This is a genomic window from Pseudomonas sp. S2_H10, assembly GCF_054668285.1.
Genome location: NZ_CP162754.1, coordinates 5,158,830 through 5,183,501, shown reverse-complemented (window position 1 = coordinate 5,183,501; position 24,672 = coordinate 5,158,830). Strand labels below are relative to the sequence as shown.

25 protein-coding genes are annotated in these 24,672 nt (G+C 61.3%); 10 read left to right on the top strand and 15 right to left on the bottom strand.

The features are described 5' to 3' along the window. Window positions 1–18: 18 nt before the first annotated feature. The 3 genes from AB4O16_RS23220 to AB4O16_RS23210 form a co-directional block, all read right to left on the bottom strand. Window positions 19–1,233 carry a class I SAM-dependent methyltransferase gene (locus AB4O16_RS23220; protein WP_460155904.1) on the bottom strand — a complete coding sequence of 405 codons (1,215 nt, stop codon included), beginning with the start codon at window positions 1,231–1,233 and terminating at the stop codon, window positions 19–21. A 132-nt stretch (window positions 1,234–1,365) separates the two neighbouring features. After that, window positions 1,366–1,728: a hypothetical protein gene (locus tag AB4O16_RS23215; protein ID WP_160389096.1), complete on the bottom strand. Its 363-nt coding sequence runs from the start codon at window positions 1,726–1,728 to the stop codon at window positions 1,366–1,368. Window positions 1,729–1,730: 2 nt separating this feature from the next. Next, on the bottom strand, window positions 1,731–2,009 hold the full coding sequence (locus AB4O16_RS23210; RefSeq protein ID WP_460155903.1) for an Ogr/Delta-like zinc finger protein: 279 nt from the start codon (window positions 2,007–2,009) through the stop codon (window positions 1,731–1,733). 288 nt (window positions 2,010–2,297) lie between these two features. Here AB4O16_RS23210 and AB4O16_RS23205 point away from each other — a divergent pair, with 288 nt between their 5' ends. After that, window positions 2,298–2,720, top strand: a complete 423-nt coding sequence (locus tag AB4O16_RS23205) for a helix-turn-helix domain-containing protein (protein WP_460155902.1) — start codon at window positions 2,298–2,300, stop codon at window positions 2,718–2,720. Between the two features lie 23 nt (window positions 2,721–2,743). Here the strand turns inward: AB4O16_RS23205 and AB4O16_RS23200 are convergent, their stop codons facing one another. The 5 genes from AB4O16_RS23200 to AB4O16_RS23180 all read right to left on the bottom strand — a co-directional run bounded on the left by AB4O16_RS23200 (window position 2,744) and on the right by AB4O16_RS23180 (window position 5,564). Then, on the bottom strand, window positions 2,744–3,100 hold the full coding sequence (locus AB4O16_RS23200; RefSeq protein WP_160389093.1) for a putative holin: 357 nt from the start codon (window positions 3,098–3,100) through the stop codon (window positions 2,744–2,746). Further along, the gene (locus AB4O16_RS23195) at window positions 3,087–3,389 is read right to left on the bottom strand and encodes a helix-turn-helix domain-containing protein (RefSeq protein WP_160389092.1); all 303 of its coding nucleotides are present in this window, start codon (window positions 3,387–3,389) and stop codon (window positions 3,087–3,089) included. The genes AB4O16_RS23200 and AB4O16_RS23195 overlap by 14 nt, the downstream gene beginning before the upstream one ends. A 130-nt stretch (window positions 3,390–3,519) precedes the next feature. Next, the gene (locus tag AB4O16_RS23190; RefSeq protein ID WP_160389091.1) at window positions 3,520–4,137 is read right to left on the bottom strand and encodes a TPM domain-containing protein; all 618 of its coding nucleotides are present in this window, start codon (window positions 4,135–4,137) and stop codon (window positions 3,520–3,522) included. 28 nt (window positions 4,138–4,165) lie between these two features. Then, window positions 4,166–4,921 (bottom strand): TPM domain-containing protein, encoded by a 756-nt coding sequence (locus AB4O16_RS23185; protein WP_460155901.1) that lies wholly within the window; start codon window positions 4,919–4,921, stop codon window positions 4,166–4,168. Between the two features lie 37 nt (window positions 4,922–4,958). Further along, the gene (locus AB4O16_RS23180) at window positions 4,959–5,564 is read right to left on the bottom strand and encodes a LemA family protein (RefSeq protein WP_460155900.1); all 606 of its coding nucleotides are present in this window, start codon (window positions 5,562–5,564) and stop codon (window positions 4,959–4,961) included. 262 nt (window positions 5,565–5,826) lie between these two features. On the opposite strand from AB4O16_RS23180, the gene bglX reads away from it, so the two are divergent. Next, window positions 5,827–8,118: a beta-glucosidase BglX gene (gene bglX / locus AB4O16_RS23175; protein WP_460155899.1), complete on the top strand. Its 2,292-nt coding sequence runs from the start codon at window positions 5,827–5,829 to the stop codon at window positions 8,116–8,118. 140 nt (window positions 8,119–8,258) lie between these two features. Here bglX and AB4O16_RS23170 read toward each other — a convergent pair whose 3' ends face one another. The 5 genes from AB4O16_RS23170 to AB4O16_RS23150 all read right to left on the bottom strand — a co-directional run bounded on the left by AB4O16_RS23170 (window position 8,259) and on the right by AB4O16_RS23150 (window position 12,594). Further along, window positions 8,259–9,416 (bottom strand): phospholipase D-like domain-containing protein, encoded by a 1,158-nt coding sequence (locus AB4O16_RS23170; RefSeq protein ID WP_460155898.1) that lies wholly within the window; start codon window positions 9,414–9,416, stop codon window positions 8,259–8,261. A 1-nt stretch (window position 9,417) separates the two neighbouring features. Then, window positions 9,418–10,008 (bottom strand): YceI family protein, encoded by a 591-nt coding sequence (locus AB4O16_RS23165; protein WP_160389086.1) that lies wholly within the window; start codon window positions 10,006–10,008, stop codon window positions 9,418–9,420. A 118-nt stretch (window positions 10,009–10,126) separates the two neighbouring features. Continuing rightward, window positions 10,127–10,450, bottom strand: coding sequence for an amidase (locus AB4O16_RS23160; RefSeq protein WP_460155897.1), 324 nt, complete (start codon window positions 10,448–10,450; stop codon window positions 10,127–10,129). Continuing rightward, the gene (locus AB4O16_RS23155; RefSeq protein ID WP_460155896.1) at window positions 10,447–11,541 is read right to left on the bottom strand and encodes a serine hydrolase domain-containing protein; all 1,095 of its coding nucleotides are present in this window, start codon (window positions 11,539–11,541) and stop codon (window positions 10,447–10,449) included. Before AB4O16_RS23155 ends, AB4O16_RS23160 begins: the two co-directional genes overlap by 4 nt. A 165-nt stretch (window positions 11,542–11,706) precedes the next feature. Further along, window positions 11,707–12,594, bottom strand: a complete 888-nt coding sequence (locus tag AB4O16_RS23150; protein WP_160389080.1) for an acyl-CoA dehydrogenase family protein — start codon at window positions 12,592–12,594, stop codon at window positions 11,707–11,709. A 155-nt stretch (window positions 12,595–12,749) separates the two neighbouring features. Between AB4O16_RS23150 and olsB the strand changes: the two genes are divergently transcribed. Further along, complete coding sequence (olsB, locus tag AB4O16_RS23145; protein ID WP_103394524.1) at window positions 12,750–13,505, top strand: L-ornithine N(alpha)-acyltransferase; 756 nt, start codon at window positions 12,750–12,752, stop codon at window positions 13,503–13,505. Further along, window positions 13,505–14,296 (top strand): lysophospholipid acyltransferase family protein, encoded by a 792-nt coding sequence (locus AB4O16_RS23140; protein WP_460155895.1) that lies wholly within the window; start codon window positions 13,505–13,507, stop codon window positions 14,294–14,296. Before olsB ends, AB4O16_RS23140 begins: the two co-directional genes overlap by 1 nt. Window positions 14,297–14,402: 106 nt before the next feature. On the opposite strand, the gene AB4O16_RS23135 is transcribed toward AB4O16_RS23140, so the two are convergent. Then, window positions 14,403–14,981, bottom strand: coding sequence for an acyl carrier protein phosphodiesterase (locus tag AB4O16_RS23135; protein ID WP_160389078.1), 579 nt, complete (start codon window positions 14,979–14,981; stop codon window positions 14,403–14,405). 170 nt (window positions 14,982–15,151) lie between these two features. On the opposite strand from AB4O16_RS23135, the gene AB4O16_RS23130 reads away from it, so the two are divergent. The 3 genes from AB4O16_RS23130 to AB4O16_RS23120 are packed head-to-tail and all read left to right on the top strand — an operon-like array spanning window position 15,152 to window position 17,721. Beyond that, window positions 15,152–15,454: an ArsR/SmtB family transcription factor gene (locus AB4O16_RS23130; protein ID WP_116262187.1), complete on the top strand. Its 303-nt coding sequence runs from the start codon at window positions 15,152–15,154 to the stop codon at window positions 15,452–15,454. Between the two features lie 20 nt (window positions 15,455–15,474). After that, complete coding sequence (locus tag AB4O16_RS23125) at window positions 15,475–16,641, top strand: MFS transporter (protein WP_460155894.1); 1,167 nt, start codon at window positions 15,475–15,477, stop codon at window positions 16,639–16,641. Window positions 16,642–16,671: 30 nt separating this feature from the next. Further along, window positions 16,672–17,721, top strand: coding sequence for an alkene reductase (locus AB4O16_RS23120; RefSeq protein WP_460155893.1), 1,050 nt, complete (start codon window positions 16,672–16,674; stop codon window positions 17,719–17,721). Window positions 17,722–17,971: 250 nt separating this feature from the next. On the opposite strand, the gene emhR is transcribed toward AB4O16_RS23120, so the two are convergent. Beyond that, the gene (gene emhR / locus AB4O16_RS23115; RefSeq protein ID WP_460155892.1) at window positions 17,972–18,604 is read right to left on the bottom strand and encodes an efflux system transcriptional repressor EmhR; all 633 of its coding nucleotides are present in this window, start codon (window positions 18,602–18,604) and stop codon (window positions 17,972–17,974) included. A 265-nt stretch (window positions 18,605–18,869) separates the two neighbouring features. On the opposite strand from emhR, the gene AB4O16_RS23110 reads away from it, so the two are divergent. Genes AB4O16_RS23110 through emhC form a run of 3 tightly spaced genes read left to right on the top strand, consistent with a single transcriptional unit; the run spans window position 18,870 to window position 24,652 of the window. Further along, window positions 18,870–20,027, top strand: coding sequence for an efflux RND transporter periplasmic adaptor subunit (locus AB4O16_RS23110; protein WP_160389074.1), 1,158 nt, complete (start codon window positions 18,870–18,872; stop codon window positions 20,025–20,027). Between the two features lie 3 nt (window positions 20,028–20,030). Further along, entirely contained in the window at window positions 20,031–23,195 is a 3,165-nt protein-coding gene (gene emhB, locus AB4O16_RS23105; protein ID WP_160389073.1) for an efflux RND transporter permease subunit EmhB, read from the top strand. Beyond that, window positions 23,192–24,652, top strand: a complete 1,461-nt coding sequence (emhC, locus tag AB4O16_RS23100; protein WP_160389072.1) for an efflux RND transporter outer membrane subunit EmhC — start codon at window positions 23,192–23,194, stop codon at window positions 24,650–24,652. The genes emhB and emhC overlap by 4 nt, the downstream gene beginning before the upstream one ends. The last annotated feature ends 20 nt before the right edge of the window (window positions 24,653–24,672 follow it).

Sequence of the window (24,672 nt, the reverse complement as noted above, 5' to 3'; positions counted from 1 at the left end):
CCGGCTCCTACAGGGAGGTCAGAGGTAACCGTCAGCGCGCAGCAGGGTTTCCAGGCAATGCTCGCTGATGTGATAGAAGTCCTTCAGTTCCTGAATCTTCGCCAGCAACTGGGCCGGGTCCACCGGCTCGGCGCGCTTGACCGCCAGGATCATCTTGTTCTTGTTGGTGTGGTCCAGCGAGATGAACTCGAACACCTTGGTCTCGTAGCCGCAAGCCTCAAGGAACAGCGCGCGCAGACTGTCGGTGACCATCTCCGCCTGCTGGCCCAGGTGCAAGCCGTATTGCAGCATCGGCTTGAGCAGCGCCGGGCTCTGGATTTGCAGGCGGATCTGCTTGTGGCAGCACGGCGAGCACATGATGATCGAAGCGCCGGAACGGATGCCGGTATGGATCGCATAGTCGGTCGCGATATCGCAGGCATGCAGGGCGATCATCACGTCCAGCTCACTCGGCGCCACGCTGCGCACGTCACCGCACTTGAACACCAGGCCGGGGTGTTCAAGCCTGGCGGCAGCGGTGTTGCACAGGGTGACCATGTCCTCACGCAGCTCGACGCCGGTCACCTCGCCTTCGGCCTTCAGGGTGTTGCGCAGGTAATCGTGGATGGCGAAGGTCAGGTAGCCCTTGCCCGAACCGAAGTCCGCCACACGCACCGGCTTGTCCAGCGCCAGGGGTGACGAGGTCAACGCATGGCTGAACACTTCGATGAACTTGTTGATCTGCTTCCACTTGCGCGACATCGCCGGGATCAGTTCATGCTGCTTGTTGGTCACGCCCAGGTCGGCGAGAAACGGCCGGCTCAGGTCAAGAAAACGGTTTTTTTCACGGTTGTGCTCGGCCGATGGCACTTCGCGCAATTGCTGCGGTTTGCTCTTGAACAGCGATGACTTGCCCTTTTTGCTGTATTCGAGCTGGGCTTCATCGGTCAACGACAACAAATGCGCATTCTTGAACGACGCCGGCAGCAACCCGGCAATGCTCGCCACGCCTTCGGCCAGCGGCAGGTTCTTGGTGATATCGCGGGTCTTGTAGCGGTAGACGAAAGACAGGCAAGGCTGCGCCTTGACGGTCACCGGCTTGATGATGATGCGCTGCAGGTCCGCTTCATCGCCCGCGTACTTGGCCAGCACCAGTTTGATGAACGCATTGTGCTCAAGGCTGGTTTGCAGCAGGTCGATGAACTGGGCGTGATGATCCGGCGCGAGGCTGGCAGGAGTGGCGGTGACGGACATGGAGAAACGGCCTCAGGCGGTGCAAATCGAAGAATGCCGTTATTTTAAGGGGGACGAGGACTTTGGGCACGGGGTTATTTTGTGGGAGGTCCCGGTCAACCGGCCCAGGACCCCGACACAGCCTTTGAAACTTCAAGACTCCACCAGGCGAAGCCTGCGGTTGTTCGGCGAATTTATGATGTGCTTGACGATCAGCCCCACCGGTACTGCCCAGGTCAGGCCGTTGGCAGGGTCAGTCACCACGGCGACCGTTTCGGAGCTTGCAGCGATGTCCAGGCGCCGACGGTCGTTGCATGACTTGAGTACCCCATAGGCACGGCTAACCAGCCCTTCCGCCAGATACATCGGCACATCCATGTTCTGCAGATGCCGCACCGCTCGGCAAAACAGCACTTGATCACCTGCCTCCCCTTCACTTTCATGACGCTCCAGAAACGCCTGCGCAATAGCCAACAGCTCCTCATTCAACTCTGCGTGTTCATCGGTGACCTTCATGTTCACACCTCTTGCGCCACGTCTGCCGTCACAGGACTTTCTGCAACAGGCCGGGCGGCACGGCGCAAATCGGGTCCGGCACAAGGCAGGCGTACGGCCGGATTCGGCATGCCACTGGGCGAAAGCTCATGGGTCATTTCAAATTCGGCACGTACGGACCACCCACACGCTTCCGACGTGCATTGCAGATACGCCACCCGCAGGAAAATATGTCGGCCTTCGCTGGTACGGATGCGCATCCTGCTCAAGCAGTGCGGGCACACCATTTTATAAGTACTCATGCTTGATTCCTTATGGTCATTTGGTGGCAATCAGCCTGATCAAACGCAATACTCTTCGCGGCGTTCCGGTCTTGCGAACAGTGCCTGCCAGGCATAAGGAATTGCATCGGGCAGATCTGTAATGGGTTCGAGCCATGCTCGTAGGAAATCACCTTGATACTATTAGGAAGTTTCGACATCGTATTCTTCTGACTCATCTTTGATGATTGATTACTTACAAGAAAAAAAGTACTCATTACGCATAAATTAGGCACTCAAAAAGCATATGTCAAAAGGAAGAGGCTCAAATTGCGTAGCAAAAAATCACAAGCTGTTCTGGCTCGACTGAAGCAAATTACCGGTACTAAAACCGATGCTTCTTTGTCTACCGCACTACAGATCAGCCCCCAGACACTGAGTAGCTGGAAAGGTCGCGACAGCACGCCTTACTCATTATGCGTAGAAATTGCCCAAGCACGCGGTGTTTCCCTTGACTGGCTGTTGTTGGGCGAAGGGCCAATTTTGAGACAAACAGTTACCAGCTCTTCGCAGGCAGGCCCGGAAAGCCCACGGGAAAATGCCATTCTCGCGCTCTGGCGTTTGCTCGGCGAAGATGATCGCTGCGCCATACAAAACGCACTCGAGGAAAAGCATCGACTACGTGATATGGAACTAAGGCTTTGCGAAATGGCCGCTATTCTGGCAACGCTTAAAGCGGCTAAAGAAACCTGATATGCCCCCCTTTGCACGGTCCATCATCTTCGCCCTCTCAGGTGTCGGATGATCTCGCCGATAGCGGCACCATCGATCCATTGCATGAGTTTGATGCTGATGGGAATAACGATCAGCGCGCAAAGAAAGGCCGTTACACCCTCGGTCAGAAAAGGTGCCAGCGGATGCGCGACAGGCGTAAAGAGGTATCCGACACCGGCAGAAAGCAGCCAGGAACCGATGCGCTGCCAGGCCTTGAAGTTGGTGCGAGTGGTCGTGACCAGCCAGGCGCCGAGCATTGCACCGAACAGTACCTCACCATTAATAACTGGCAGTGTCGCAATCCCCATCCCCAACATGAGCCCATTGATGCCGTTGTAGGTCGAATCAGTCAGGCTCATGGGCACCTCGCGCTACGACCGAGTCCACGACGATCGCACCCGACTCGATCGCCCTGAGCAATGCGCAGGTGCGCGAGCTGACATCGAACTTTCGGCGAATATTGGCGAAGTGAAAATTGACGGTGGATTCCGTGCAATTCTCGATCCTGGCGATTTCCCAGGAAGTCTTGCCCTTGAAACACCACATCAGGATTTGTGTTTCCTTGGCCGTCAGTTTCGCCTTGGGCGTACTTCCCTCTCCACCACGAGCTGCCCCTGCCAAAGAGTCATTTGATTGTCGGGCTGTCATAAGAATCCCTCTTCGCGAGTACACCCGTCACTGGGTGTCCACTGTTAGAGAGAAATACTGACGACAAGGCCAAACCCGGACAATTGACGGGAGTTGTAGCGGCGAGCGCTACACAACACCAAGACAAGACTTAGCCGAGCACCACCAGCCTGTTCGGCAATTCGTTGCGCACATGGGTCACCGGCACATGCACCTTGAGCAGCTCGCCACAGGCTTCGACGCAGCTGACAAACCCTTGCAGCGTCTGCCCCTGCTTCACTTGCCGGGTGAACGTGGCGACGATGGCGTCCCAGTTCTTGTTGTCCAGGCGGCTGGAAATCCCTTCATCCACGAGGATTTCCACATAACGCTCGGCCTCGGATACAAAGATCAGCACGCCGGTGCTGCCTTCGGTGTGGTGCAGGTTCTGCTCCAGGAACTGCCGGCGCGCCAGGTTCGAGGCGCGCCAGTGGCGCACCGAGCGCGGGACCAGATGGGTGGTGACTTTCGGCAGGCGGAACACCAGGCACAGCACGATGAAGAGGGCCCATTGCACCATCAGCAGGCTGTGCATGGTCAGCCAGCCGGTGAGGTAATGCACGATGCCCGGCACCAGCAGCGCCAGCAGGCTGGCCCACAGCAACGGGATGTACGCATAGTCGTCGGCGCGGGCCGCGAGCACGGTCACCAGTTCTGCGTCGGTGTCGCGCTCGACCCGGGCGATTGCCTCGGCCACTTTGCGTTGTTCGTGTTCAGTCAGTAATGCCATGTCGTGAATCGCCTGCTCATTATTATTATCACCAGCCGCCGGACGAACCGCCCCCGCCGAAACTGCCCCCGCCGCCGCTGAAGCCCCCGCCTCCACCGCCGCCGCCAAAACCACCACCGCCAAAACCGCCCCCGGATCCACCGGAGCCGCCCCGGCCGGCGGGAAGGATACCGAGCATCTGACACACAAAAACAGTCAGGATGAACAGCATCACCAAAAACACGAACACCCCGGGATGGCGCGCGATGAAATCGTCCCCCGGATCGCCTCTGGATTCGTACGCCGTGGAGGGTTCGTCCAAGGGGTTGCCACCCAGCACCACCAGCATTGCCGCCACACCGTCGCTGATGCCTTTGCTGAAGTTGCCGGTCTTGAACGCCGGGGTGATGACCTGGTTGATGATCACCGAACTCTGGGCATCGGTCAGGCGATCCTCCAGGCCGTAACCGACTTCGATACGCAGTCGGCGCTCGTCCCGGGCGATGATCAGCAAGGCGCCGTTGTTCTTGTCCTTCTGCCCGATGCCCCAGTGGCGGCCGAGCTGGTAACCGAAGTCGGCGATGTCGGTGCCCTGCAAGTCCGGCAACGTCACCACCACAAGCTGCTCGCCGGTGGCCTGTTCATGGGCCTGAAGCTGCTGATTGAGCTGCTCGCGCACCGCAGGCTCGATCAACTGCGCGCCATCGACCACGCGCCCGGTCAGCGCCGGAAAACTCAGTTCGGCCCGGGCGGTGATCACTACCGCCCACAGCAACAGCATCAGGCCCGCTTTCAACACGCGCATTGGCAACCTCTTGCGTAGTGACGCCGATCAGCGCTTTTCAGAATTTGACCTCGGGGGCCTTTTCCGACCCCGGTGTGGCTTCGAAGGTCTCGCGCACCGGCAGATCGCTGTACATCACGGTGTGCCACAGGCGACCGGGGAACGTGCGGATCTCGGTGTTGTATTTCTGCACCGCGAGGATGAAATCACGCCGGGCCACGCTGATCCGGTTCTCGGTGCCTTCCAGTTGCGACTGCAAGGCGAGGAAGTTCTGGTTGGCCTTCAGGTCCGGATACCGCTCGGACACCACCATCAAACGGCTCAAGGCGCCGCTGAGCTGGTCCTGGGCCTGTTGGTACTGCTTGAGTTTTTCCGGGTTGTCGAGGGTCGAGGCATCCACCTGGATCGACGTGGCCTTGGCCCGGGCCTCGATGACCGCCGTCAGGGTCTGTTCTTCATGCTTGGCGTAGCCCTTGACGGTTTCCACCAGGTTGGGAATCAGGTCGGCGCGCCGCTGATACTGGTTCTGCACCTGGCCCCAGGCGGCCTTGGCCTGTTCGTCGAGGGTCGGGATGTTGTTGATGCCGCAAGCGGTCAGCAACGTGGCCAGCATCAGCAGCGTGGCGACCTGCAGGCGCGAACGGTAGGTTGGACTTACATTCATCAGGATGATGCTCCCTTGTGCATTTCATGAAAAAACCGACCGTGAAACCTTCTGGGCCGGCTCTTGGGGCATAATCGCCCGCGCCTCTGGATTGCAACGGGCCGATGGGCTAAAAAGAGGCCCTGCGCAAAAACGCATCCGCCCTCTGGCTGTCGTTTTTGGCTCTGGTTTTTTGAGCCGGCACCCGAACAACAATAGACGCTCCCTAAATTTTGGCTGGCCGGCGTGTACATCGCCGTTTGGGCCCTTGAGAAAACTATTCATGAAGAAGCTGTGTTTGCTGGGCCTGTTCGTCAGCCTGGCCAGTCATAACGTATTGGCCGCCACGACGCCCGCACCCCTGGAGAACAAGGACGCCTTCGTCAGCAACCTGATGAAGCAAATGACCCTCGATGAAAAGATCGGCCAGTTGCGCCTGATCAGCATCGGCCCGGAAATGCCTCGCGAAATGATCCGCAAGGAAATCGCCGCGGGCAACATCGGCGGTACGTTCAACTCGATCACCCGCCCGGAAAACCGGCCGATGCAGGACGCGGCCATGCGCAGCCGCCTGAAGATCCCGATGTTCTTCGCCTACGACGTGATCCACGGCCACCGCACCATTTTCCCGATTCCGCTGGCCCTGGCCTCGAGCTGGGACATGGACGCCATCGGCCTGTCCGGGCGCATCGCCGCCAAGGAAGCCGCGGCCGACAGCCTCGACATCACCTTCGCGCCGATGGTCGATATCTCCCGCGACCCACGCTGGGGCCGCACCTCCGAAGGCTTCGGCGAAGACACCTACCTGGTGTCGCGCATTGCCGGTGTGATGGTCAAGGCGTTCCAGGGCACGGGCGCCAACGCGGCCGACAGCATCATGGCCAGCGTCAAGCACTTCGCCCTGTACGGCGCGGTCGAGGGTGGCCGCGACTACAACGTGGTCGACATGAGCCCGGTCAAGATGTACCAGGATTACCTGCCGCCCTACCACGCGGCGATCGAGGCCGGCGCGGGCGGCGTGATGGTCGCGCTGAACTCGATCAACGGCGTACCGGCCACCGCCAACACCTGGCTGATGAACGACCTGCTGCGCAAGGAATGGGGCTTCAAGGGCCTGGCCGTCAGTGACCACGGGGCGATTTTCGAGCTGATCAAGCACGGCGTTGCCGCCGACGGTCGCGAAGCGGCGAAGCTGGCGATCAAGGCCGGCATCCACATGAGCATGAACGACACCCTGTACGGCAAAGAGCTGCCAGGGCTGCTCAAGTCCGGCGAGATCCAGCAGAGCGATATCGACAACGCCGTGCGTGCGGTGCTCGGCGCCAAGTACGACATGGGCCTGTTCAAGGACCCGTACCTGCGCATCGGCAAGGCCGAAGACGATCCGGTCGACACCTACGCCGACAGCCGCCTGCATCGTGCCGAGGCCCGTGATGTGGCGCGCCGCAGCCAGGTGCTGCTGAAAAACAGCAATGAAACCCTGCCACTGAAGAAGACCGCGAAAATCGCCTTGGTCGGTCCGCTGGCCAAGGCGCCAATCGACATGATGGGCAGTTGGGCCGCCGCCGGTAAACCTGCTCAATCGGTGACCCTGTTCGACGGCATGACCAACGCCCTGGGCGACAAATCGACACTGATCTACGCCCGTGGCGCCAACATCACCAGCGACCCGAAAATCCTCGGTTACCTGAACTTCCTCAACTTCGACGCGCCGGAAGTGGTGGATGACCCGCGCCCGGCCAACGTATTGATCGACGAAGCGGTGAAAGCGGCCAAGGATGCCGATGTGGTCGTTGCCGCCGTCGGCGAATCCCGTGGCATGTCCCACGAGTCGTCGAGCCGCACCGACCTGAACATCCCGGAAAACCAGCGCGAGCTGATCCGCGCCCTGAAAGCCACCGGCAAACCGCTGGTGCTGGTGTTGATGAACGGCCGCCCGCTGACGATCCTCGAAGAGAAGGAACAGGCTGACGCGATCCTGGAAACCTGGTTCAGCGGCACCGAGGGCGGCAACGCCATCGCCGACGTGCTGTTCGGCGACTACAACCCGTCGGGCAAACTGCCGATCAGCATCCCGCGCTCGGTGGGCCAGATTCCGACCTACTACAACCACCTGACCATCGGCCGGCCGTTCACCCCCGGCAAACCGGGCAACTACACCTCGCAGTACTTCGATGACACCACAGGCCCCCTGTACCCGTTCGGTTACGGCCTGAGCTACACCGATTTCGCCCTGAGCGACATGGCCCTGTCGTCGACCACGCTGAACAAGACCGGCAAGCTCGACGCCAGTGTCACGGTGAAAAACACCGGCAAGCGTGACGGCGAGACCGTGGTGCAGTTGTACATCCAGGATGTGGCCGGTTCGATGATCCGCCCGATCAAGGAACTGAAGAACTTCCAGAAAGTGATGATCAAGGCCGGCGAGCAGAAAGTCGTGCACTTCACCATCACCGAGGACGACCTGAAGTTCTACAACGCCCAGCTCAAATACGCGGCGGAACCGGGCAAGTTCAACGTGCAGATCGGCCTGGATTCAGAGGACGTGACGCAGCAGAGTTTTGAGTTGCTGTAACCGTTCAAACACTGCAAAAACCTGTGGGAGCGGGCTTGCCCGCGATGAGGCCATAACATCCAACATCCAAGTTGCCTGTTAAGCCGCCATCGCGGGCAAGCCCGCTCCCACAGTGGTTTGTGGTGTTCAAAAGATCGGCGTCAACCCCGTCGATCCAGCAGATTCACCACCACCCGATCCACCCATCCCCACACCCGCTGCTTGACCCGTCGCCACAGTGGCCGGCGCCGCCACTCTTCCAGGCTGACTTGCTCGCTCAACCCGAAGTCCCGTTCGAAACTCGTCGCTACCGCCCGGGTCAGTCCGGGGTCCAGCGCTTCCAGGTTGGCTTCCAGGTTGAAACGCAGGTTCCAGTGATCGAAATTGCACGAGCCGATGCTCACCCAGTCATCGATCAGGACCATTTTCAGGTGCAGGAAACATGGCTGGTACTCGAAGATCTTCACCCCGGCCTTGAGCAGTCGCGGGTAGTAGCGATGCCCGGCGTAGCGCACGGACGGGTGATCGGTTCGCGGGCCGGTCAGCAGCAACCGCACATCGACGCCCCGGGCGGCGGCCCGGCGCAGGGAACGGCGGACTTTCCAGGTCGGCAGAAAGTACGGTGTGGCCAGCCAGATCCGGCGCTGGCCGCTGTTCAGGGCACGCACCAGCGATTGCAGTATGTCCCGGTGCTGGCGGGCGTCGGCATAGGCCACCCGGCCCATGCCCTCGCCTATGGACGGCACCCGTGGCAGGCGCGGCAAGCCGAAATGCGAGGCCGGTCGCCAGGCGCGACGATGGCGGTTGGCGATCCACTGACGGTCGAACAGCAACTGCCAGTCGAGCACCAGCGGGCCGGTGATTTTTACCATCACCTCATGCCATTCGCTGACGTCTTCGCCCGGTGTCCAGAACTCATCCGTCACACCCGTACCGCCGACCACGGCCAGGCTCTGGTCCACCAGCAGCAGCTTGCGGTGATCGCGGTAGAAGTTGCCGACCCAACGTCGCCAACTCAGGCGATTGTAAAAACGCAGCTCCACACCGGCGGACAACAGCCGCTGACGCAAGGCCAGGGTGAAGGCGAGGCTGCCGTAATCATCGAACAGGCAGCGCACCCGCACACCGCGCTCGGCGGCCTGCACCAAGGCCTGGACCATGGCTTCGGCGCAGGCGCCCGCCTCCACCAGATACAGCTCCAGTTCGACCTGTTCTTCAGCCCGGGCAATCGCCACCAGCATGCGCGGAAAAAACTGCGGACCATCGACCAGCAGTTCGAAGTGGTTGCCTTCACGCCATGGAAAAATCGCTCCGGCCATGTCAGCGCGCCGCGAAAATCAGTACCGCACTCACCGGTACCGACAGGCTGATCGCCGACAAACCGGCCATTTTGCGCAACGCTTCCAGGCCGGGAGCCAAATCGAAATCTTCGGCGTTGATCACCAGCGGCTCGAGGGTCACCACCTGAAAGCGCCGGTCATCGAGACGGGTCGCCAGCAGTTGGGCGTTGTACTCATGTTGTTTGCCGTGCAGGTCGACCGTCAGCGGCAGGCGCAATTCCAGCTGCGCACCGGGAGCGAGGTCGTTGATCGGGCGCAGATCGATTTTCGTGGTGATCAAGGCCTCGGCAAACCGGTCGATCTGGAACAGCTCCTTGCGCATGCGCTCGTCGCGCAGCGCAATGCCGCTGTTGATCGACTCCAGCTCGACTTCCACCCGCGCCAGCCCCTCGGGATCGACCTTGCCGTGCAACACCAGAAAGCGCTGCACTTCGGAAACATTGGCACTCTTGGTGCTGACGAATGACAGGCGCGAAGACTCGCCGTCGAGGTACCAGTCGGCGCGGGCCGACAACGCGGCGCCGGTCAGCAGCAGGAAAGTGAGGGTTTGGAGGGTGGAGCGCTTGAACATAGAGACTCGTGGGGCAGATAAACCTGTGCTGAACCTTAACTGGCCTTCAGCGCATTGCAAGCCATCCGTTACCCCATCGCCACAAAAGCCCTCCTCTCACCCAGGCACTTCATCGCACTCAGGGCTGCAAGCGACAGCCCTGGCGCTCGCCGATCCACACTGCGCTGTTGCTGCGGCCCATGCCGCTGACCGTTACCCGCTTGCCAGCAACATCATCGGCAAAGCCGCTGGCGGGTAGCCACTGTTGCACATAACCGTGGCAGTACTCGGCATCGTTGTTCATCACGTAGCGGCACGAACAGTACTCCTTGGCGGTGTAAGCGCTGATGATGTCGGGGAACGCCCACAGCGCCACCCGTTCGTGCCAGATCCAGCCGAGCAAGGCGATCAGGAGGATCAGCAACAGGGAGCTGACTGGTCGACGGCGAATGAATCCGCTCATGGCTGCACTTTCCCGGCAAAGGCCTTGAGCGCGAATTTGAGCAATTCGTTGTGCCGGTAGCTGCCGTCGCGGTCATCGCCGTAGCGCACGATCACCAGCTGTTCACTGGGGATCACGTACATCGCCTGCCCCCAATGACCCAGTGCGGAAAAGGTATCGGCGGGGGCATCGGGCCAGGGGCGTGCCGCGCCCTCAACGGCTCGATTGAGCCACCATTGGCCGCCGGGGACGGCATCGTCTTCGTGTGCGTGATAGTGAGCGAACGGCTCGCGGTTGAACGCCACCCAATCCTTGGGCAGCAGTTGCTTGTCTGCCCAGCGACCCTCGCGGGCCATCAACAGACCGACCCGGGCCAGGTCCCGTGCAGTGAGGTAGGCATAGGACGACGCGACGAAAGTGCCCGTGGCATCTGTTTCCCAGATCGCGTGGCGAATGCCCAGCGGTTCGAACAATGCAGTCCACGGAAAGTCGGGATAACGGCCGGGACCGACGATGGTTTTCAGCGCGGCGGACAACAGGTTGCTGTCGCCGCTGGAGTAGCGAAATGCCTGGCCGGGCGCTGCGTACTCCGCATGGTCCGCGGTGAACGCGGCCATGTCGTGGTGCCCGCGGGTGTAGAGCATGGCCACCACCGACGATTTCAGCGGCGCGTATTCGTAGTCTTCTTGCCAATCCAGGCCCGAGGCCCAGTGCATCAGGTCGGCCATGGTCAGGCCGGGAGATTTTTGCAGTGGCGGATAAAACTTCGCCACAGGGTCGTCGAGCTTGAACAACCCTTCGCCGTAGGCCACACCAAGGACCGTGGCCATCAGGCTCTTGCTGATCGACCAGGCCAGGTGCGGCGTCTCGGCCGTCGTCGGGCCGGCGTAGCGTTCGTAGATCAACCGGCCGTCGCGGATCACCAGCAAGGCATCGGTACGAACACCCTGGCGAGTGGCGTCATCGCGGGACGGGAAGGCGTAGGCCTCCAGTGCTTGCAGCGCCGGACCGGTCGGCGTCGGGGTGGTCAGCCATTGCTCCGCGGGCCAGGATTCGGCCCGGGCCGTGAAGCTGAGCAACAGCAGGAACATCAGGGACAAGCCTTTGGGCATGGCGAGGGCTCGGAGATTGAACCTGCTGAGCCTAGTCGAGGTTGATGACAGTTCTGAAGTGTGTGCTGCCTGTGAGGGCCTCATCGCTGGCAAGCCAGCTCCCACAGGGATCTCGCTCACACCAAAGATCCCCTGTGGGAGCTGGCTTGCCAGCGATGAGGCCAGTCAATTCAACGAATATTGCGCCAGTGCCTTGGCCAACCGCTTCCCCCGAGCCCCCGCCGCCAACTCCATCACCGCCTGATCCCGCTGCCACATCGTCGCCCACTCTGGAGGCCCTCCAGCCAGCGCCTCATTCACCTCGGCCTTGAGCCCTTCGAACTGTGCAAACAACCCGCCCAGCACCACATGCCCGGCCAGGCTGGTCGGTGGCTGGCGACTGGTTTCCGCACACCCGGCCAAAAGCCCCAGCAAGCGCAATTGCAGGCCCTGCGGCCAATCGCATTCCTGACCGACGCCATACAACCACGCTGTCATCGCACTCAGCACATAGATGTCTTCCAGCGTGCGGAACGGTTTGACGTACGCATCCCAACCATCCCCCGCGAGCAGCTCGCACAACGCATTATCCAAAATCAACCGGCCATGGCTGATGTCCGGCATCAACGGGATCGGCGTCAGTTTTTCCACGCGCACACCCGGCTCATCGCGATAGATCACCGCCAGGCTCAAGCGTGGGTCGGCGTCGGCTTCCTCATTACGCGCCGCCACCAGCAACCAGTCGGCGGCGTCGCCGGCGGTGACGAAATCCTTGCGTCCGCTCAGGCGCAAGCCACTCAGTCGGGTCTGCATGTCCGCCGGGCGCAGGCTGCGCTGTTCGGTGGCGCACAACGCGCCGAGGCTCAGCGGCGCGCTCGGCCAGAGCATGCGCAATGCCGCTTGGTAGCCCACCAGAAACGCCAGCCCCGGTGTCGCCATCAACCGCCCGCCCAGCACCGCCAATTCAAACGGCGTAACCGTACCCAACTGCTGCAACAAGGTCGCGAAACCTTCGGCCAGGTCCGGGTTGGCGGGCAAGCGATCACGGCGGTTCAACAGGGTTTGCCAGGGCATAAGAGGCTCCTTGTGGGCTGTCATATAAGCATCACCAAAGCTTAATGGCGATGACACCGGGGCTACATAGCCTGACTTTGCACAACACGGCTAGACAAAGAAAGTCGATTCGCTGTAGCCCAAAGACGGGTGAGCAGCCCGCACGGAGATTCGTCATGACTCAGATCGCCCGCATCAGCGACACCGGCAACGAACGCCGCCTGCAAGCCGAACGCCTGGTGGGTGCCGAGGCTTTGCAGGAAGCCCAGGCCTTGCGCTTCAACGTGTTCAGCGGCGAATTCAACGCCAAACTCAAGGGTGCCGAGCTGGGTCTGGACATGGATGACTACGACGTTCACTGCGCTCACATCGGCGTGCGTGACCTGAACACCGGGCGTCTGGTGGCGACCACCCGTTTGCTCGACCACACGGCGGCCAGCAGCCTGGGCAGGTTCTACAGCGAAGAAGAATTCAGCCTCCACGGCCTGGTGCACCTGCAAGGCCCGATCCTGGAAATCGGTCGCACCTGCGTCGACCCGGCCTACCGTAACGGCGGCACCATCGCTGTGCTCTGGGGCGAACTGGCGGAAGTCCTGAACCAGGGTGGCTACAGCTACCTGATGGGTTGCGCGAGCATTCCGATGCAGGATGGCGGCGTGCAGGCCCACGCGATCATGCAGCGTCTGCGCGAGCGCTACCTGTGCACCGAACACCTGCGCGCCGAGCCGAAAAAACCGCTGCCGAGCCTGGACATCCCGTCGAACGTGATTGCCGAAATGCCACCGCTGCTCAAGGCCTACATGCGCCTGGGCGCGAAGATTTGCGGCGAGCCTTGCTGGGACGAAGACTTCCAGGTCGCCGACGTGTTCATCCTGCTCAAGCGCGACGAACTCTGCCCGCGCTACGCCAAACACTTCAAGGCGGCGGTGTAATGAGCCGGTTGCGCGTGTACGCGCGAGTCGCGCGAGTGCTGCTGGTGGTGACGCTGGGGCTGGGCATGGCCAGTGTGTTCGGGGTGTTCGAGCGCCTGGGACTGGCCCATTCGATGGCGCGCCGGCAGCGCTGGTCGCGTTTTTTCATGGCCCGCCTGAGCAACGCCCTACCCTTCGACGTGACCGTCCACGGCGAGTTGCCGAAGGCGCCGATGCTCTGGGTCAGCAACCACGTGTCCTGGACCGACATCCCGCTGCTGGGCATGCTCACGCCGCTGTCGTTCCTGTCCAAGGCCGAAGTGCGCACCTGGCCTGTGGCCGGTTGGTTGGCGGCCAAGGCCGGCAGCCTGTTCATCCGTCGTGGCTCGGGTGACAGCCAGTTGATCCGCAAGCAGATGACCCGTCATCTGGAACAGGCACACCCACTGCTGATGTTCCCGGAAGGCACCACCACCGATGGCCGTTCGCTGCGTACGTTCCATGGCCGCCTGTTGTCCGCCGCCATCGATTCCCAAGTGGCGATGCAGCCGGTGGCGATTCGTTACGTGCGTGACGGCAGGCCTTGCGCACTGGCGCCATTCATTGGCGACGATGATCTGCTCTCGCACCTGATGCGCCTGTTCGGCAACGACCGTGGCGGCGTGGAGATTCATCTGCTCAAGCCGATCGCTTGCGAAGGTCGGGAACGCGCGGCATTGGCGTTCGAGGCGCAGCAGGCGGTGCAGAAGGTGTTGTTCGGGGCGATTCCGGAAAAACAGCAAGTTCCAATGCGCCCCGCAATTGCTGCGTAAACACACATCCCTGTGGGAGCGGGCTTGCCCGCGATGGCGGCTAAACATTCAACTGTGATGTTGAATGAACTATCGCAATCGCTGGCAAGCCCGCTCCCACAGTTACTTATGGTGTTGGATAGTTCCGGGCAAAATCCTGCAGCTGCGGATAGAACAACCGGAAGTCCTCGCTCAACGGTTCATACAACCGCCGCAACTCCTGCATCGCCGCCGCCAGCTCTTCCGGCCGGGTCAGGCGCCGCGAGATCCCGCGCAACACCTGCTCCAGCACTTCGAACTGCTGATACGAACCCAACCAGTCATTGGCCACCATGTGCGGCGCGATCTTCGCCAGCCGCTCCGGCAGTTGCCGTTCGCTGGACAATGCCCGATAGACGTCCGAGGTGAACAACGCCAGAGGCCGGTCGGCATACAGCGCCCAGTCCCGAGCCAGGCAATGGTCGAAAAACACGTCGAGGACGATCCCCGCGTAGCGCCGACGGGTCAGGGAGAAACGCGACAACGCGACATCCACCAGCGGATGGCGATCGGTGAACACGTCGATGCTGCGATGCAACTGGATAGCCCCCTCGATTTCCGGAGCGAACTGCCCTTGCAGCCGTCCCTTGACGAAATCGCCATACAGGCTGCCGAGCAATTGGCCGGGACGCTGGCCACCGAGGTGAAGATGTGCGAGATAGTTCATGGGCGCAGCTTAGCACTGCCCCCTTGTCTTGTTACACTCAACGTATCGTTATAACTCGATATACCGAAATGTGAGCGGCTCAGAGCTAAATCATATTTGTATATCGCGAAATACCGATTTAAAGTTCGCCTCATCGCGATATAGCGTTTTAAACATCACGAGCCCACATCATGACCATCAACCTCGACGAAATAATAAAAGCCCTGGCACACCCGGTACGGCGAGAAATCCTGCACTGGCTCAAGGACCCGACAGTCGAATTTCCCGACCAGTCCCACAGCAACGAGCACGGCGTTTGCGCCGGGCAGATCGATCAACGTTGCGGCCTGTCGCAGTCCACGGTGTCCGCACACCTGGCGACCCTGCAACGCGCCGGCCTGATCAGCAGCCGCAAAGTCGGCCAGTGGCACTTTTTCAAACGCAACGAGGAAACCATCCAGGAATTCCTCAAGACCTTCAGCCAAGAGCTCTGAAGCCGAAAAGGAATTAGATAATGCCCCTCTCGCTACTCATCCTCGCCTTGAGCGCCTTCGCCATCGGCACCACCGAGTTCGTCATCATGGGCCTGCTGCCCAACGTGGCAGCCGACCTCGGTGTGTCGATTCCCGGTGCCGGCTGGCTGGTGACCGGTTACGCCCTGGGCGTGGCCATCGGTGCGCCGTTCATGGCGCTGGCCACGGCCAGACTGCCGCGCAAGGCAGCCCTGGTGGCGCTGATGGGCATCTTCATTATCGGCAACCTGCTCTGCGCAGTGGCCGGCGACTACAACGTGCTGATGTTTGCCCGTGTGGTCACCGCCCTGTGCCATGGCGCCTTCTTCGGCATCGGTTCAGTGGTAGCCGCCGGCCTGGTGCCTGCGAACAAACGCGCTTCGGCCGTGGCCCTGATGTTCACCGGCCTGACCCTGGCCAACGTCCTCGGCGTGCCGTTGGGCACCGCCCTCGGTCAGGAAGCCGGCTGGCGCTCGACCTTCTGGGCCGTGACCGTGATCGGTGTGATCGCCCTGATCGGTCTGATCCGCTTCCTGCCGGCACAGCGTGATGAAGAAAAACTCGACATGCGCGCCGAACTGGCCGCACTCAAGGGCGCCGGCATCTGGCTGTCCCTGAGCATGACCGCGCTGTTCGCCGCCTCGGTGTTCAGCCTGTTCACCTACGTTGCGCCGCTGCTGGGCGAAGTCACCGGCGTCTCGCCCCGTGGCGTGACCTGGACCCTGATGCTGATCGGCCTGGGCCTGACGGTGGGCAACATCATCGGCGGCAAGCTGGCTGACAAAGGCATGGCCGCGACCCTGATCGGCGTGTTCGTCACCATGGCCGTGGTGTCCACCGTGCTGACCTGGACCAGCGTCGCGCTGATCCCGACCGAAATCACCCTGTTCCTCTGGGCCACCGCGTGTTTTGCCGCCGTACCTGCGCTGCAAGTGAACGTAGTGACCTTCGGCAAGGCCGCACCGAACCTGGTGTCGACCCTGAACATCGGCGCTTTCAATGTCGGCAACGCCTTGGGTGCCTGGGTCGGCGGCAGTGTGATCGCCCACGGCTTCGGCCTGACCAGCGTGCCGCTCGCCGCAGCCGCACTGGCAGTACTCGCCCTGCTGGTCACCCTGATCACTTTCCGTCAGAGCGGCAATCCCGATCTGGCACCTGCTACCCACTGATTCACCATTACCTCACGAGGGTTGTATTAGATGACGACTATTTTCGATCCGATCAAACTGGGCGACCTCGAGTTGGCCAACCGCATCATCATGGCGCCGCTGACCCGCTGCCGCGCCGACGAAGGCCGCGTGCCGAACGCGCTGATGGCCGAGTACTACGTGCAGCGCGCCTCCGCCGGCCTGATCCTCAGCGAAGCCACTTCGGTCACCCCGATGGGCGTCGGCTACCCGGACACCCCGGGCATCTGGTCCAACGACCAGGTGCGTGGCTGGTCCAACGTGACCAAGGCGGTCCATGGCGCGGGCGGCAAGATCTTCCTGCAACTGTGGCACGTGGGCCGGGTGTCGCACCCGTCGTACCTGAACGGTGATGCCCCGGTCGCGCCGAGCGCCATACAGCCAAAGGGCCACGTCAGCCTGGTGCGCCCGATGGCCGACTACCCGACGCCGCGCGCCCTGGAAACCGCTGAAATCGCCGACATCGTCGACGCTTACCGCGTCGGTGCCGAGAACGCCAAGGCCGCCGGCTTCGACGGCGTGGAAATCCACGGCGCCAACGGCTACCTGCTCGACCAGTTCCTGCAAAGCAGCACCAACCAGCGCACCGACAACTACGGCGGTTCCCTGGAAAACCGTGCCCGCCTGCTGCTGGAAGTGACTGACGCCGCCATCGAAATCTGGGGCGCCGGCCGCGTCGGTGTGCACCTGGCACCACGCGCCGATTCCCATGACATGGGCGATGACAACCTGTCCGAAACCTTCACCTACGTGGCTCGTGAACTGGGCAAGCGTGGCATCGCCTTCATCTGCTCCCGCGAGAAAGAAGGTGCGGACAGCCTCGGCCCACAACTCAAGGAAGCCTTCGGCGGCCCTTACATCGCCAACGAGCGCTTCACCAAGGACAGCGCCAATGCCTGGCTGGCCAGCGGCAAGGCCGATGCGGTCGCCTTTGGCGTGCCGTTCATTGCCAACCCGGACTTGCCGGCCCGCTTGAAAGCCGATGCGCCGCTGAACGAAGCGCGCCCGGAACTGTTCTACGCCAAGGGCCCGGTCGGCTACATCGACTACCCGACGCTGTAAGCAGTTGCCATTGAAACGCAAAAGCCCCGACTCGAAAGAGCCGGGGCTTTTTTATATCTGAAGGTTTAGCACTTGCCCCACAAGGTCTGGATAGGTTTCTCACCAATTCGACACAAATTCCCTACAAAATACTGAGCGTGCTACCTGTTATCCCGCCAAGGGTGCGTATATAAAAGCACCCCATTACGGCACGTCGAGTGACAAAAAGGTCGTCGGTTGGCAAAACGCGGCCCCAATTACGAATTTTGTTTCATTTGCGCAGGCTGGGGCTCAAGCGCAGCATGTCCAGCCCTGTATCGACCCAACGCGCGGCTTCGGTGTGTAACTCAAAGCTGTCGGGGGCCAGCAACCACTGGTACAGGATGCCATCGATATAAGCATGCAGGCTGATCGCAGCGCGGGCGGTGTCGAGGTTTTCCGGCAACTGGCCACGATTCACCGCATTACTCAGGGCCAGGCCGATCCGCACATTGCATTCGAGGCTGGCTGACACCCGTTGCTGGCGCAGGTCGCACATTTCATCGGTGAATTCGCACTTATGAAAAAGAATCTCATTGATGCGTCGGGTTTTCGGGTCCAGCGCAATCTGATGAAACAAATGAATCAGCAGTTTGCGCATGCAGCCCAAGGGATCGAGCTCGTCTTCGCTCTCGCTGGCCTTGGCCATTTCTTCCAGCGGCTCATGCAGGGTGTCGAGCATGGCCTGCACCAGATCCGCCTTGTTGCTGAAATGCCAGTAGATAGCCCCGCGAGTGACGCCGGCCAGGGTCGCGATGTCCGCCAGGGTCGTGCGCGCCACGCCTCGCTCGTAAAAGGCCTTTTCGGCCGCCACGAGAATTTGCGCGCGGGTTTCCTGAGCTTCCTCTTTGGTACGACGGACCATGGCAGTACAACCTCAATCAGGGTGCTTCAGCGATGTATGAATATCAGCTGAATAAAAGTGGGGCGAACGTTCTGGGGGTTCGTCCCCGGCCTACAATTTCTACCTTTCAACGTCTTGTGTAACGACGGTGATACGCAGCTTGGGTCTTTACAAACAACCATGTACGTAAGTATATTCCTTAGCAAGCTACTTATCCACTCGGTAAACAAATTTCAACCTTCCACCTTTCCGGTGCGCTCCTTGCGCGCCTGACCCGAGGATTTTCATGCAATTCAAGCCAGCTGTTACCGCTCTGGTCGCCGCCGTCGCCCTGGCATCGCTACTCAGCGGATGCAAAAAGGAAGAGGCAGCACCGGTCGCCCCACCCCCTCAGGTCGGCGTCGTGACTCTGCAACCGCAAGCTTTCACCCTGACCTCCGATCTGCCCGGCCGTACCAGTGCGTTCCGCATCGCCGAAGTCCGCCCGCAGGTCAACGGCATCATTCTCAAGCGCCTGTTCAAGGAAGGCAGCGACGTCAAGGCCGGCCAGCAGCTGTATCAGATCGATCCGTCGGTCTATGACGCGACCTTGAAAAGCGCCGAAGCCAACCTGCGTTCGACCAAGTCGATTTCCGACCGCTACAAGCAATTGGTCGACGAGCAGGCTGTAAGCCGTCAGGAATACGACACCGCAGTCGCCAACCGCCTGCAATCGGAAGCCGCGCTGCAATCTGCCCAGATCAACGTGCGCTACACCAAGGTCTATGCCCCGCTGACCGGCCGCATCGGCCGCTCCTCGGTGACCGAAGGCGCGCTGGTCAGCAATGCCCAGGTCGATGCGATGGCGGTGATCCAGCAGATCGACCCGATCTACGTCGACGTGACGCAGTCCTCGGTCGAGCTGTTGCAACTGCGTCGTGAGCTGGAAAGCGGTCGCCTGCAAAAGGCCGGTGACAACGCCGCTTCGGTCAAGCTGACCCTCGAAGACGGCAGCGAGTACAAGCTGGACGGCAAGCTGGAGTTCTCGGAAATCTCGGTTGACCAGACCACCGGTTCCGTCACCCTGCGCGCCATTTTCCCCAACCCTGACCACACCCTTCTGCCTGGCATGTTCGTGCACGCCAAGTTGCTGGCCGGTGTGAACAGCGCGGCGATCCTGGCCCCGCAGCAAGGCGTGACCCGCGACCTCAAGGGTTCCCCGACCGCACTGGTCGTCGGCCCGGACAACAAGGTCGAACTGCGTCAACTCAAGGCCAACCGCACCGTCGGTAACCAGTGGCTGATCGAAGACGGCCTCAAGGCCGGCGATCGCCTGATTACCGAAGGTCTGCAATTCGTCAAACCTGGCATCGAAGTCAAGGCCAGTGAAGCGACCAACGTAGCCGTAAAGAACCCGGCCCCCGCCCAGGCAGCTGACAAAGCCTCTGGCGGCAAAGGGGAGTAAACCATGTCGAAATTTTTTATCGACCGTCCGATTTTCGCCTGGGTAATTGCCCTGGTGATCATGTTGGTCGGGGCACTATCGATCCTGCGGTTGCCGATCAACCAGTACCCGAGCATCGCACCACCCGCGATCGCCATCTCCGTGACCTACCCGGGTGCTTCGGCACAAACGGTACAGGACACCGTGGTCCAGGTGATCGAGCAACAGCTCAACGGTATCGACAACCTGCGTTATGTCTCGTCGGAAAGTAACTCCGACGGCACCATGACCATTACCGCGACCTTCGAGCAAGGCACCAACTCCGACACCGCGCAGGTTCAGGTCCAGAACAAGCTGAACCTGGCCACCCCGCTGCTGCCGCAGGAAGTGCAACAGCAAGGTATCCGCGTCACCAAGGCCGTGAAGAACTTCCTGTTGGTGATCGGCGTGGTGTCGCGTGACGGCAGCATGACCAAGGACGACCTGTCCAACTACATCGTGTCGAACATGCAGGACCCGATCTCGCGGACCGCCGGTGTCGGTGACTTCCAGGTGTTCGGTTCGCAGTACGCCATGCGTATCTGGCTCGACCCGGCCAAGTTGAACAACTACAACCTGACCCCGATCGACGTCAAGACCGCCATCGCCGCGCAGAACGTCCAGGTGTCGTCCGGCCAGCTCGGCGGCCTGCCTGCCCTGCCCGGCACCCAGCTGAACGCGACGATCATCGGCAAGACCCGCCTGCAGACCGCCGAGCAATTCGACAAGATCCTGCTCAAGGTCAACAAGGACGGCTCCCAGGTTCGCCTCAAAGATGTTGCCGAAGTCGGCCTGGGTGGCGAGAACTACAGCATCAACGCCCAGTTCAACGGCGCCCCGGCTTCCGGCCTGGCGGTGAAACTGGCCACCGGTGCCAACGCGCTCGATACCGCCAAGGCCCTGCGCACGACCATCGACAGCCTCAAGCCGTTCTTCCCGCAAGGGATGGAAGTGGTGTTCCCGTACGACACCACGCCGGTGGTGACCGAGTCGATCAAAGGTGTGGTTCACACCCTGGTCGAAGCGATCGCACTGGTGTTCCTGGTGATGTTCCTGTTCCTGCAAAACTTCCGCGCCACGGTGATCACCACGATGACCGTACCGGTGGTATTGCTCGGTACGTTCGGCATCCTCGCGGCCGCTGGATTCAGCATCAACACCCTGACCATGTTCGGCATGGTGCTGGCCATCGGCTTGCTGGTGGACGACGCCATCGTCGTGGTGGAAAACGTCGAACGGGTGATGAGCGAGGAAGGCCTGTCACCCAAGGAAGCCACCAAGAAGTCCATGGGCCAGATCCAGGGCGCACTGGTCGGTATCGCCCTGGTGCTGTCGGCGGTTCTGCTGCCAATGGCGTTCTTCAGCGGTTCCACCGGTGTGATCTACAAGCAGTTCTCGATCACCATCGTCTCGGCCATGGCCCTGTCGGTACTGGTTGCGCTGATCTTCACCCCGGCGCTCTGCGCGACCATGCTCAAGCCGATTCCGAAAGGCGAGCACGGCACGCCGAAACGCGGCTTCTTTGGCTGGTTCAACCGTAACTTCGACCGCGGCGTTCGCGGCTACGAGCGCGGTGTCGGCAACATCCTGCAGCGCAAGATCCCGTATCTGCTGGCGTACCTGCTGATCGTGGTGGGCATGATCTGGCTGTTCACCCGCATTCCAACGGCGTTCCTGCCGGAAGAAGACCAGGGTGTACTGTTCGCCCAGGTGCAAACCCCGGCAGGCTCCACGGCTCAGCGTACCCAGGTGGTCGTCGACGAAATGCGTGAGTTCCTGCTGCGTCCGGGCAAGGACGGCGGTGAAGGCGATGCGGTGAACTCGGTGTTTACCGTGACCGGCTTCAACTTCGCCGGCCGCGGCCAGAGTTCGGGCATGGCGTTCATCATGCTGCGTCCGTGGGACGAACGTAACGCCGACAACAACGTGTTCAAGGTGGCGGCCCGTGCCCAGCAGCACTTCTTCACCTTCCGCGATGCCATGGTGTTCGCCTTCGCGCCACCGGCGGTACTGGAATTGGGTAACGCCACCGGTTTCGACGTGTTCCTGCAGGACCGCGCCGGCATCGGCCACGAAAAACTGATGGAAGCGCGCAACCAGTTCCTCGGTATGGCCGCGCAAAGCAAGATCCTGACTCAGGTGCGTCCGAACGGCCTGAACGACGAACCGCAATACCAGCTGGAAATCGATGACGAGAAGGCCAGTGCCCTGGGCATTACCATCGCCGACATCAACAACACCCTGTCGATTGCGCTGGGCAGTAGCTACGTCAACGACTTCATCGACCGTGGTCGGGTGAAGAAGGTCTACGTGCAAGGCATACCAGGCTCGCGAATGGGCCCTGAAGACCTGCAGAAGTGGTACGTGCGCAACGCCCAGGGAACCATGGTGCCGTTCTCGGCATTCGCCAAGGGCGAGTGGATCTACGGTTCGCCGAAACTGGCCCGCTACAACGGCGTGGAAGCGATGGAAATCCTCGGCGCTCCGGCACCGGGTTACTCCACCGGTGAAGCCATGGCCGAAGTCGAGGCCATTGCCAAGAAACTGCCGGCGGGTGTCGGTATTTCCTGGACCGGCCTGTCGTACGAAGAGCGTCTGTCCGGTTCGCAAGCGCCGGCGCTGTACGCCCTGTCGCTGCTGATGGTGTTCCTGTGCCTGGCGGCGCTGTATGAAAGCTGGTCGATTCCGATCGCGGTGATGTTGGTCGTGCCGCTGGGGATCATCGGTGCACTGATGGCCACCAGCCTGCGCGGTTTGTCCAACGACGTGTACTTCCAGGTGGGTCTGTTGACGACTATCGGTCTGGCGGCGAAAAACGCCATTCTGATTGTCGAATTTGCCAAGGAGCTGCACGAACAGGGGCGTAGCCTGCGCGATGCGGCAATCGAAGCCTGCCGCATGCGTCTGCGACCGATCATCATGACCTCGCTCGCCTTCGTTCTGGGTGTGGTACCACTGGCGATATCCACGGGCGCAGGTTCCGGTAGCCAGCATGCAATCGGTACCGGCGTGATCGGCGGTATGATCACCGCCACAGTGCTGGCGATCTTCTGGGTCCCGCTGTTCTTCGTCACCGTGTCGTCCATTGGCCAGCGTAAAAAGGTCGACCAGGATGACGCTACTGAAACTCCTAAAGAGGCTGGCCAATGAGCAAGTCGCTACTCTCCCTGGCAGTCGCCGCCTTCGTGCTCGGTGGCTGCTCGCTGATACCTGATTATCAGCAGCCCGAAGCACCGGTGGCGGGCCAGTACCCGCAGGGCCTGGCGTACTCGCCGGCCCAGGCACCGGCGCAGGCGGCTGCCGAGCAGGGCTGGAAGCAGTTTTTCCATGACCCGGCGCTGCAACAGCTGATCCAGGTGGCCCTGGAAAACAACCGTGACCTGCGTGTCGCGGCCCTGAACATCGACGCGTTCGCGGCTCAATACCGCATCTCCCGTGCCGATCTGTTCCCGGCCGTCTCGGCCAACGGCAGCGGCAGCCGCCAGCGCCTTCCGGCTGACGCTTCGCAGACCGGCGAAGCCGGCATCACCAGTTCCTACTCGGCAACTGTTGGCGTCAGCGCCTACGAACTCGACCTGTTCGGTCGGGTTCGCAGCCTGAACGAAGAAGCCCTGCAGAAGTACTTCGCCACCGAAGAAGGCCGCCGCAGCACGCAGATCAGCCTGGTGGCCAGCGTGGCCAATGCCTACCTGACCTGGCAGGCCGACAAGGAACTGTACAAGCTGACCCAGGACACCCTCGCCGCGTTCGAGGAGAGCTACAAGCTCACCGCCCGCAGCAACGAAGTCGGTGTCGCCTCGGCCCTGGACCTCGCGCAGTCGCGCACCTCGGTGGAAAACGCCCGTGCACAACTGGCCAAGTACACCCGTCAGGTCGCCCAGGACGAGAACAGCCTGGTGCTGCTGCTCGGCACCGGTATCCCGGCCAACCTGCAAGCGGCCAAACCGCTTGCCGACGACCTGCTGAGCGACGTTCCGCCGGGCTTGCCGTCGGACCTGCTGCACCGTCGTCCGGACATCCTCCAGGCCGAATACAACTTGAAGGCCGCCAACGCCAACATCGGCGCGGCGCGGGCTGCGTTCTTCCCGAGCATCAGCCTCACGGCCAATGCCGGTACCCTGAGCCCGGATCTGTCCGGTCTGTTCAAGGGTGGTTCGGGCACCTGGCTGTTCCAGCCGCAGATCAACCTGCCGATCTTCAACGCCGGCAGCCTGCGTGCCAGCCTGGATTACTCGAAAATCCAGAAAGACATCGGCGTGGCGAACTACGAGAAGTCCATTCAAACGGCCTTCCAGGAAGTCGCCGACGGCCTGGCCGCCCGCCAGACCTACGTCCAGCAGTTGCAGGCACAGAAAGATTTCGTCAGTGCCAACCAGGACTACTACCGCCTGGCCGAGCGTCGCTACCGCATCGGTGTCGACAGCAACCTGACCTTCCTCGATGCCCAGCGTCAGCTGTTCAGTGCGCAACAGGTACTGATCACCGACCGTCTGGCGCAGCTGGTCAGCCAGGTCAACCTGTACAAGGCGCTGGGTGGTGGCTGGAACGAACAGACGGCGAAGAACGAGCCGTTGAAAGAAGAAGCGCCGAAGATGAAGTATTTCTGATCTTTAGCTAAAAAAAACCG

Excerpts from the sequence above, each read along its gene's own strand:
- AB4O16_RS23220 (WP_460155904.1), bottom strand. The coding sequence starts at position 1,233 with ATGTCCGTCACCGCCACTCCTGCCAGCCTCGCGCCGGATCATCACGCC.
- AB4O16_RS23215 (WP_160389096.1), bottom strand. The coding sequence starts at position 1,728 with ATGAAGGTCACCGATGAACACGCAGAGTTGAATGAGGAGCTGTTGGCT.
- AB4O16_RS23210 (WP_460155903.1), bottom strand. The coding sequence starts at position 2,009 with ATGAGTACTTATAAAATGGTGTGCCCGCACTGCTTGAGCAGGATGCGC.
- AB4O16_RS23200 (WP_160389093.1), bottom strand. The coding sequence starts at position 3,100 with ATGAGCCTGACTGATTCGACCTACAACGGCATCAATGGGCTCATGTTG.
- AB4O16_RS23195 (WP_160389092.1), bottom strand. The coding sequence starts at position 3,389 with ATGACAGCCCGACAATCAAATGACTCTTTGGCAGGGGCAGCTCGTGGT.
- AB4O16_RS23190 (WP_160389091.1), bottom strand. The coding sequence starts at position 4,137 with ATGGCATTACTGACTGAACACGAACAACGCAAAGTGGCCGAGGCAATC.
- AB4O16_RS23185 (WP_460155901.1), bottom strand. The coding sequence starts at position 4,921 with ATGCGCGTGTTGAAAGCGGGCCTGATGCTGTTGCTGTGGGCGGTAGTG.
- AB4O16_RS23180 (WP_460155900.1), bottom strand. The coding sequence starts at position 5,564 with ATGAATGTAAGTCCAACCTACCGTTCGCGCCTGCAGGTCGCCACGCTG.
- bglX (WP_460155899.1), top strand. The coding sequence starts at position 5,827 with ATGAAGAAGCTGTGTTTGCTGGGCCTGTTCGTCAGCCTGGCCAGTCAT.
- AB4O16_RS23170 (WP_460155898.1), bottom strand. The coding sequence starts at position 9,416 with ATGGCCGGAGCGATTTTTCCATGGCGTGAAGGCAACCACTTCGAACTG.
- AB4O16_RS23165 (WP_160389086.1), bottom strand. The coding sequence starts at position 10,008 with ATGTTCAAGCGCTCCACCCTCCAAACCCTCACTTTCCTGCTGCTGACC.
- AB4O16_RS23160 (WP_460155897.1), bottom strand. The coding sequence starts at position 10,450 with ATGAGCGGATTCATTCGCCGTCGACCAGTCAGCTCCCTGTTGCTGATC.
- AB4O16_RS23155 (WP_460155896.1), bottom strand. The coding sequence starts at position 11,541 with ATGCCCAAAGGCTTGTCCCTGATGTTCCTGCTGTTGCTCAGCTTCACG.
- AB4O16_RS23150 (WP_160389080.1), bottom strand. The coding sequence starts at position 12,594 with ATGCCCTGGCAAACCCTGTTGAACCGCCGTGATCGCTTGCCCGCCAAC.
- olsB (WP_103394524.1), top strand. The coding sequence starts at position 12,750 with ATGACTCAGATCGCCCGCATCAGCGACACCGGCAACGAACGCCGCCTG.
- AB4O16_RS23140 (WP_460155895.1), top strand. The coding sequence starts at position 13,505 with ATGAGCCGGTTGCGCGTGTACGCGCGAGTCGCGCGAGTGCTGCTGGTG.
- AB4O16_RS23135 (WP_160389078.1), bottom strand. The coding sequence starts at position 14,981 with ATGAACTATCTCGCACATCTTCACCTCGGTGGCCAGCGTCCCGGCCAA.
- AB4O16_RS23130 (WP_116262187.1), top strand. The coding sequence starts at position 15,152 with ATGACCATCAACCTCGACGAAATAATAAAAGCCCTGGCACACCCGGTA.
- AB4O16_RS23125 (WP_460155894.1), top strand. The coding sequence starts at position 15,475 with ATGCCCCTCTCGCTACTCATCCTCGCCTTGAGCGCCTTCGCCATCGGC.
- AB4O16_RS23120 (WP_460155893.1), top strand. The coding sequence starts at position 16,672 with ATGACGACTATTTTCGATCCGATCAAACTGGGCGACCTCGAGTTGGCC.
- emhR (WP_460155892.1), bottom strand. The coding sequence starts at position 18,604 with ATGGTCCGTCGTACCAAAGAGGAAGCTCAGGAAACCCGCGCGCAAATT.
- AB4O16_RS23110 (WP_160389074.1), top strand. The coding sequence starts at position 18,870 with ATGCAATTCAAGCCAGCTGTTACCGCTCTGGTCGCCGCCGTCGCCCTG.
- emhB (WP_160389073.1), top strand. The coding sequence starts at position 20,031 with ATGTCGAAATTTTTTATCGACCGTCCGATTTTCGCCTGGGTAATTGCC.
- emhC (WP_160389072.1), top strand. The coding sequence starts at position 23,192 with ATGAGCAAGTCGCTACTCTCCCTGGCAGTCGCCGCCTTCGTGCTCGGT.